Origin of the sequence: Streptomyces sp. NPDC050433, from assembly GCF_044458565.1 — a bacterium.
Lineage (GTDB): Bacteria > Actinomycetota > Actinomycetes > Streptomycetales > Streptomycetaceae > Streptomyces.
In genome coordinates this window covers 276740-284128 of the sequence record NZ_JBITIB010000009.1, presented here as the reverse complement: position 1 = coordinate 284128, position 7389 = coordinate 276740, and the positions used below count along the sequence as shown (strand labels likewise).

Annotated in this window: 7 protein-coding genes and 1 rRNA gene; 6 read left to right on the top strand and 2 right to left on the bottom strand. The window is 71.5% G+C overall.

What is annotated here, in order from left to right; all coding sequences use genetic code 11:
- Positions 1-190: 190 nt before the first annotated feature.
- The 3 genes from rrf (at position 191) to ACIBLA_RS14070 (ending at position 2103) form a co-directional block, all read left to right on the top strand.
- Positions 191-307, top strand: a 5S ribosomal RNA gene (gene rrf, locus ACIBLA_RS14080).
- A 429-nt stretch (positions 308-736) separates the two neighbouring features.
- Positions 737-1420, top strand: a complete 684-nt coding sequence (locus ACIBLA_RS14075) for a hypothetical protein (protein ID WP_399198674.1) — start codon at positions 737-739, stop codon at positions 1418-1420.
- The gene (locus ACIBLA_RS14070; RefSeq protein WP_363246805.1) at positions 1405-2103 is read left to right on the top strand and encodes a tetratricopeptide repeat protein; all 699 of its coding nucleotides are present in this window, start codon (positions 1405-1407) and stop codon (positions 2101-2103) included. The genes ACIBLA_RS14075 and ACIBLA_RS14070 overlap by 16 nt, the downstream gene beginning before the upstream one ends.
- Positions 2104-2156: 53 nt before the next feature.
- On the opposite strand, the gene ACIBLA_RS14065 is transcribed toward ACIBLA_RS14070, so the two are convergent.
- Positions 2157-3461 (bottom strand): DUF1015 family protein, encoded by a 1305-nt coding sequence (locus ACIBLA_RS14065; protein ID WP_399198672.1) that lies wholly within the window; start codon positions 3459-3461, stop codon positions 2157-2159.
- 86 nt (positions 3462-3547) lie between these two features.
- Between ACIBLA_RS14065 and ACIBLA_RS14060 the strand changes: the two genes are divergently transcribed.
- Positions 3548-4576 carry an HAD-IIA family hydrolase gene (locus ACIBLA_RS14060; RefSeq protein WP_399198671.1) on the top strand — a complete coding sequence of 343 codons (1029 nt, stop codon included), beginning with the start codon at positions 3548-3550 and terminating at the stop codon, positions 4574-4576.
- A 38-nt stretch (positions 4577-4614) separates the two neighbouring features.
- Here ACIBLA_RS14060 and ACIBLA_RS14055 read toward each other — a convergent pair whose 3' ends face one another.
- Positions 4615-5181, bottom strand: a complete 567-nt coding sequence (locus ACIBLA_RS14055) for a siderophore-interacting protein (RefSeq protein WP_399198670.1) — start codon at positions 5179-5181, stop codon at positions 4615-4617.
- 50 nt (positions 5182-5231) lie between these two features.
- Here ACIBLA_RS14055 and ACIBLA_RS14050 point away from each other — a divergent pair, with 50 nt between their 5' ends.
- Both ACIBLA_RS14050 and ACIBLA_RS14045 read left to right on the top strand, forming a co-directional pair.
- Positions 5232-6290, top strand: coding sequence for a FecCD family ABC transporter permease (locus tag ACIBLA_RS14050; protein ID WP_399198669.1), 1059 nt, complete (start codon positions 5232-5234; stop codon positions 6288-6290).
- The gene (locus ACIBLA_RS14045) at positions 6287-7345 is read left to right on the top strand and encodes a FecCD family ABC transporter permease (RefSeq protein WP_399198668.1); all 1059 of its coding nucleotides are present in this window, start codon (positions 6287-6289) and stop codon (positions 7343-7345) included. The genes ACIBLA_RS14050 and ACIBLA_RS14045 overlap by 4 nt, the downstream gene beginning before the upstream one ends.
- The last annotated feature ends 44 nt before the right edge of the window (positions 7346-7389 follow it).

The window sequence follows — 7389 nt, the reverse complement described above, 5'->3', positions numbered from 1 at the left end:
GAAGCACTGTGAGGTGTGGAGTTGACCGGTACTAATAGGCCGAGGGCTTGTCCTCAGTTGCTCGCGTCCACTGTGTTAGTTCTGAGACAACGAACGACCGTGTTTACATCCGGTTTGTGTACTCAATTGAATAGAGTGCCTGTTCGCTTAGTGCCGAAGTCCCCCTTGTGCGGGACGCGGCCGATAGTGTTTCGGTGGTCATTGCGTTAGGGAAACGCCCGGTTACATTCCGAACCCGGAAGCTAAGCCTTTCAGCGCCGATGGTACTGCAGGGGGGACCCTGTGGGAGAGTAGGACGCCGCCGAACAATCTTTCATGGACCCCTGGTCCAGCGTTCACGCTGGACCAGGGGTCTTTTTTGTTTTCCCCGATTTTTGATGGAAGCGCGTCCGATCGTCGGCTGCGTGAGAATGACTGTGGTACCCGAAGACAGGAGCCGTGCCGATGTCCCCCAACTCTCCCGACGAACGTCCGGAGCGCGAATCACGTCGTAGGGACGGCGGTGGTGACAGGAGCGGTTCCCGTGGCGGTCGTGACGACCGTGGCGGTGGCCGTCCCACCAGCAGGGGCGGCGGTGTTGGCGACTACGTAGCCCGGAACGACAACCGCGGCGGCGGCCGGCCCACCGGTGGCGGCCGGCCCACCGGTGGCGGTCGTCCCACCGGTGGTGGTCGACCGGCGGGTGGTGGTCGACCGGCCGGAAACACCGGCGGTGGTGGGGGATTCCGTGGGCGTGATGAGCGCCCCTCCTCCCGCCGTGACGACCGGCCCAGTGGTCCGCGTCGGGATCGTGACGACGATCGCGGTGGCCGTCCCCGGACCGGTGGGGGCGGGAGCGGTGGCGGTGGGTTCCGTGGGCGTGACGACCGGCCGAGTGGTCCGCGTCGTGATGACCGGCGTGACGACCGTGGCGGCCGGCCCACGAGTGGTGGGCGTCCCAGCACCGGCAGTGGCGGCGGTGGTTCCGGTCGGCGTGACGAGCGTCCCAGTGGGCCGCGTCGTGACGACCGTCGTGACGACCGGCGTGATGAGCGCCCCTCGTTCCGTCGTGACGACCGGCCGAGCGGTCCGCGTCGGGATCGTGACGACGACCGTGGTGGCCGTCCCCGGACCGGTGGGGGCGGGAGCGGTGGCGGTGGGTTCCGTGGGCGTGACGACCGGCCGAGTGGTCCGCGTCGTGATGACCGGCGTGACGACCGTGGCGGCCGGCCCGGTGGCGGGGGCGGTTACGGCCGACGTGACGACCGGGAGCGCGGTGGGTATCGCGGGCGCGACGGCCGTGACGGACGTGACGATCGTGGTGGCTATGCACGTCGTGACGACCGCGACCGTGATCGGGACCGGGAGCCCATCAAGCGGCTGCCGATCCCGGAGGACGTCACCGGTGAGGAGATCGACAAGGCTGTGCGGCAGGAGCTGATGAGCCTGCCCAAGACCCTCGCCGACGATGTCGCCAAGAATCTCGTCATGGTCGCCAACCTCATCGACGAGGACCCCGACCAGGCCTACGCCTATTCGCGCGTGGCGCTGCGTCTCGCCTCCAGGGTCGCCGCCGTGCGCGAGGCCGCCGGCTTCGCCGCGTACGCGACGCAGAAGTACGGGGAAGCGCTCGCCGAGTTCAGGGCTGCCCGGCGGATGACGGGCAACGTCGACCTCTGGCCCGTCATGGCGGACTGTGAGCGCGGCCTGGGCCGTCCCGAGCGGGCCATGACCATGGCCGGTGAGCCCGAGGTGCTGAAGCTCGACAAGGCGGGCCAGGTCGAGATGCGGCTGGTCGCCGCCGGCGCGCGCCGCGACATGGGGCAGATCGACGCCGCCATCGTCACCTTGCAGGGGCCTGAGCTGGGCTCGAACTCCGTACAGCCGTGGAGCGCGCGGCTGCGTTACGCGTACGCCGACGCGCTGTTGTCGGCCGGGCGTGAGGACGAGGCGCGCGAGTGGTTCGCGAAGGCCCTGGAGGCCGACAAGGACGGCGCCACCGACGCCTCGGACCGCCTCGCGGCTCTGGACGGCGTCCAGTTCGTCGACGTGGACGTGGACGAGGACGACGAGAGCGACCAGGACACCGAGCACACCGAGGACACCGGGAACGGCACGTCCTGATCCAGCCTCCGCACAGCGGCTGAGGGCGGCATTCCCACCAGGGGCTGCCGCCCTCAGCCGTCCGCGAGGTGTCGCAGCACCAGGCCCGTGGCAGGCTTCGGCCCGAACGATGTCGACTTGCGCGGCATCGTGACCGACTGGCGTGCCAGCTCCCGTACGACCTCTTCGCGTACGGGGTGCAGCAGGACCGCCGTACTGCCGTGGCGTTCCGCCTGCTCGACGACGGCTTCCGTGTCGTGGATGTACGAGATGTGTTCGGGCGCGTCCGGGATCTTCCAGATGTGGTCGAGCAGCGTGGAGTGCAGCACGGTCGCGTCGAGAGCGCGCCACTCCTCCGGGCGGCCGGCCGGCACCGTACGGGCGAGCAGCTCCGCGTTGGGGCGGTCGATCAGGTGGAAGCGGCCGTCGCCCGCGAGGAGGAAGGCGTTGGCCGTGCCGTTGGCGGTGGTGACGGCCTCGGACAGGGCCTCGACGGCCTGCCCCAGCGTGCCGTCGACCGTGCGGACCCGGAAGGAGCCCGGCACGCTCTTGAGCGCCGCCAGCGCGTCCGTGACCGGCAGCCGGTGCAGGAGCCGGTGGATCGCGCGGACCTGGAGCGGATGGCGCGCGGTGTCGACCAGCAGCACCAGTCCGTACGCCCAGGGACCGGCCGCGCCCGGCGGGTGTTCCTCGCGGAGCCGCAGATAGGTCGCCCACCGGTGGTGGCCGTCGGCGATGAGCGCCTGACGGGCCGCCAGATCGTTCTCGATCTCGGCGAGTTCGGCGGGGTCGGTGACCGACCAGAGGCGGTGACTGAAGCCGTCCTCCGTCGTGGTGGAGAGCAGGGGCGTGCGCCGCGCGGTGCGTTCGATGACAGCGGTCGTGCCGGTCGTCGTGCCGTCGCTGCGGTACGTGAGGAGCAGCGGTTCCAGATTGGTGGCGGTCGCCCGCATCAGGGCCGCGCGGTCCTCGACGATGTCCGGCATCACGTCCTCGTGCGGCAGGACGACACCTTCGGCGGGCGTGGACAGGGCCAGGGCCCCGATGACGCCGCGCTGGAGGAGGTCGCCCCTGCGCTGCTCGTACACGTACAACGCCGGTTCCGGGTCCGGCGCCAGCACGCCCTCCGTGAGCCAGCGGTGGAGCGTGCCGGCCGCCTGGCGGTGCCGGTCGGCGGCGGTGGCGGCCTGCGGAAGGATCAGCCGGACGATGTTGTACGGGTCGGCCGACTCCAAGTGGTGCAGTCCGTCGGGCCGTACGACGACGTCGTACGGCGGCGAGGTCACGGCCGCGAGGCTGCCCACCCGCTCGGGGACGTAACGCAGTCCGCGGAACGGGATCAGACGGAGACCTTTCGAAGCCGTTCCTGTGGTGTTCATCCGCGCATCGTATGCGGATCGGGGCATGAGCGATGATCGGGGGAAGGAGCGCCCGGTCACGGGGCGGAAGAGGGAGCGGGAGACTGATGAGTCAGCCGAGCAGGACCAGGCCCGACGGCAGTGCCACGGCGCTGAACGAGGCGTACGACACGGCTCTGCTGGATCTCGACGGCGTGGTGTACGCGGGCGGCGAGGCCATCGAGCACGCCGTCGACTCGCTGATCACGGCGCGGGACGGCGGGATGCGTCTGGCGTACGTCACCAACAACGCGCTGCGGACACCCGACGCCGTCGCCGCGCATCTCACCGAGCTGGGGGTGCCCGCCGAGCCCGCCGAGGTGGTCACGTCGGCGCAGGCCGTGGCGCGGCTGATCGCCGAGCAGGTGCCGGCCGGTGCGCGGGTGCTGGTGATCGGCGGTGAGGGGCTGCGGGTCGCCCTGCGCGAGCGGGGACTTGAGCCGGTGGAGTCGGCGGACGACGACCCGGCCGCCGTGGTGCAGGGATACGGCGGGCCGGACCTGGCGTGGGGGCGGTTCGCCGAGGCCGGGTACGCGATCGCGCGCGGTGTGCCGTGGTTCGCGTCGAACACCGACCTGACCATTCCGAGCGGGCGCGGCATCGCGCCGGGCAACGGGGCTGCCGTCGAGGTCGTCCGGATCGCGACCGGCGCCGATCCGCAGGTCGCGGGCAAGCCGCTGCCGCCGATGCACCGGGAGACCGTACTGCGTACCGGGGCGAAGCGGCCGATCGTCGTGGGGGACCGGCTGGACACCGACATCGAGGGCGCGTTCAACGGTGGTGTGGACTCGCTGCTGGTGCTGACCGGGGTGACGGACGGGGCGCGGCTGCTGGCCGCCGAGCCGCGGCACCGGCCGACGTATGTGGACGCGGATCTGCGGGGGTTGCTGACCGGTCAGCCCGAAGTGGGCGTCAGGGACGGCGAGTTCGCCTGTGGCGGGTGGACCGCTTCCGTACGGGAGGACGCGCTCGCGCTCGACGGGGGCGGGGCGGCGATGGACGGGCTGCGGGCACTGTGCGCGGCGGCCTGGACGCACGCGGGGGACGGTGCGTGCGACCTGGACGCGGGCAAGGTGCTGGCGAGGCTGGGGCTGTAGCCGCGGGTGTGGCCGCCGGCCGGAATGCTGGGCCTGCCCTACGCGTCCTCGCCCGAGTGCGGCAGTTCGTCCTCGGACGTCCCACGCCGCCAGTAGCCGGTGAACTTCACCGCTTTGCGGTCGAAGCCGCGTTCGCCGACGAGGTGTCTGCGTACGGCCTTGACGGTCGCCGACTCGCCCGCGATCCACGCGTACGGCGTGCCGCCCGGCAGGTCGTCGGCCGCGCGGATCGCCTCCTCGGTGGTGGGCGCGGACTCGTCCCGTACGAGCCATGAGACGTGCGCGTCGGCCGTGGTGGGGAGTTCCCACCGGTCGGCGGCGTGCTGGAGTGTGATCCAGACGCGGGCGGGGATGCCGGGCGGCAGGGACTCCAGGATGCCGGCGACCGCCGGGAGCGCGGATTCGTTCTGCCCGTCGTCCGGGCCGGGCAGGACGGGGGCGTCCTGGCCGGGGCGCGGCAGGAAAAGCTTCACGCGCTGGTCACGGCCGCCGGACGCGAGGCGCGGGACGTCGTCGCCACCGAAGGTGACACGGACGAATGAGGGGGTGGGGCGTGTCGTACGCGACACCTGGAGGGTGAAGAACTGGAACGGCGCCTCGGTCATGGGGCCGGCCTCCTTGTGGATCATGTATGAGGGTAGGCTAACCTAACCTCGTGTTGGTCGACAGTCCCCCCGAATCCGAACAGAGCGCGGAGCCCGTACCGCTCGCCGTGACCCGGAAGCGCCGTACGCTGCGCGCCGCCGGGCTGCTGGTGTCCGTCGGGGTCCTGCTGCTCGTCTGTGCCGCCGGTGTCGCTGTCGGCGCCAAGTCGATACCGCTCGGCGACGTATGGCACGGCCTGTTCCACAACTCCGGCACCGGAAACGACGTGATCGTCGTCGACGTCCGGCTGCCCAGAACCCTGCTCGGGCTCCTTGTCGGCGCGGCGCTCGGTCTCGCCGGCGCGGTGATGCAGGCGCTGACCCGTAACCCCCTCGCCGAACCAGGGCTGTTGGGCGTCAACGCGGGCGCCGCCGCCGCGGTGGTCTCGGCCATCAGCTTCTTCGGAGTCACGTCCCTCAGCGGCTACGTGTGGTTCGCGTTCGCCGGCGCGGCGGTCGTCTCCGTACTCGTGTACGCGCTCGGCGGCAGCCGCGGCGCCACACCCGTACGGCTCGCCCTCGCCGGCACCGCGGCCACGGCGGCGCTGTTCGGGTACGTCAACGCCGTGCAGCTGCTGGACTCCGCCGCCCTCGACCGGCTGCGGTTCTGGACCGTGGGGTCCCTCGCCTCGGCCGACATGTCGACCGTGGAGAAGGTGTGGCCGTTCATCGCCGCCGGCATCGCGCTCGCGCTGCTGATCGCCCGGCCGCTGAACGCGCTGGAGATGGGCGACGACACAGCGAGGTCGCTGGGCGCCAGCCTGACCCGTACGCGTGTCCTCGCCATGGTCTGCGTCACGCTGCTGTGCGGCGGGGCGACCGCGGCTTGCGGGCCGATCGTCTTCGTCGGGCTGATGGTGCCGCATCTCGTACGGGCCGTCACCGGGCCGGACATGCGGTGGATCCTGCCGTACGCCGCCGTGCTCTCACCCGTCCTCCTGCTCGGCGCCGACGTGATCGGGCGCGTCGTCGCGCGGCCCTCCGAGGTGCAGGTCGGCATCGTCACCGCGCTCGTCGGCGGGCCCGTCTTCATCCAGCTCGTACGTCGCAAGAGGATGGCCCAGCTGTGAGCGTCAAGCCGACGGACCGTACCGCCACGCGCTCCATACGTACCCCCGGCGGTCTCTCCCTCCGCCTCGACGTCCGCTCCGCCCTCGTCGTCGTGGTCCTCGTCGTTGCGCTGTGCGCGATGTCCGTGGTCCTCATCGGGCGGGGCGACTTCGCGATGGCGCCCGGCGACGTCGTCGCGACCCTGCTCGGGAACGGCACGGCGGCCCAGGAGTTCATCGTCCAGGACCTGCGGCTGCCGAGGATCCTGGTGGGCCTGCTCGTCGGCGCGGCCCTCGGGGTCGGCGGCGCGGTCTTCCAGTCCATCTCCCGTAATCCGCTGGGCAGTCCGGACGTCATCGGCTTCGGCCAGGGCGCGACCGTCGGCGCGCTGAGCGTGATCGTCCTCTTCCAGGGCGGCTCGGCGGCCGTCGCGGGCGGCGCCGTCGTCGGCGGCCTGCTGACCGGCGCGGCGATCTATCTGCTCGCCTGGAAGCGCGGAGTGCACGGCTACCGGCTGGTCCTCATCGGCATCGGCGTCGCCGCCATGCTCACGGCGGTCAACCACTACCTGATCACCAAGGCCAGCCTCGTCGACGCGACGCGCGCCGTGCTGTGGATGACCGGATCGCTCGACGGCCGCGACTGGGCGCAGGTCTGGCCGCTGCTCACCGTCTGCGCCGTACTGATCCCGCTCGCGCTCGTGTACGGGCGGCCGTTGCGCATGCTGGAGATGGGCGACGACGCGGCGTACGCGCTCGGTGTACGGGTCGAACGCACCCGTCTCGTCCTCATGGGGGTCGCCGTACTGCTCGTTTCCGTCGCCACCGCCGCGGCCGGGCCCATCACCTTCGTCGCCCTCGGCGCGCCGCAGCTGGCCCGCCGGCTGACCCGCTCGCCCGGCCCCAACCTCGGCCCCGCCGCGGTGATGGGCGCGCTGCTGCTGCTCGTCGCCGACTGGATCGCGACATCGGCCCTCGGTGACCGTCAGCTGCCCGCCGGTGTGGTGACCGGGGTGCTCGGCGGCTGCTATCTGCTGTGGCTGCTGGTCACCGAGCGCAAGGCGGGCCGCATATGAGCGCCCATGGCCCGACCGCCCCTTCGAGTCAACCCAGTTGTCCC

Bases quoted from the DNA above. Each gene is read 5' to 3' on its own strand.
- ACIBLA_RS14075 (WP_399198674.1), top strand. From the start codon at position 737: ATGAGCGCCCCTCCTCCCGCCGTGACGACCGGCCCAGTGGTCCGCGTC.
- ACIBLA_RS14065 (WP_399198672.1), bottom strand. From the start codon at position 3,461: ATGAACACCACAGGAACGGCTTCGAAAGGTCTCCGTCTGATCCCGTTC.
- ACIBLA_RS14060 (WP_399198671.1), top strand. From the start codon at position 3,548: ATGAGTCAGCCGAGCAGGACCAGGCCCGACGGCAGTGCCACGGCGCTG.
- ACIBLA_RS14055 (WP_399198670.1), bottom strand. From the start codon at position 5,181: ATGACCGAGGCGCCGTTCCAGTTCTTCACCCTCCAGGTGTCGCGTACG.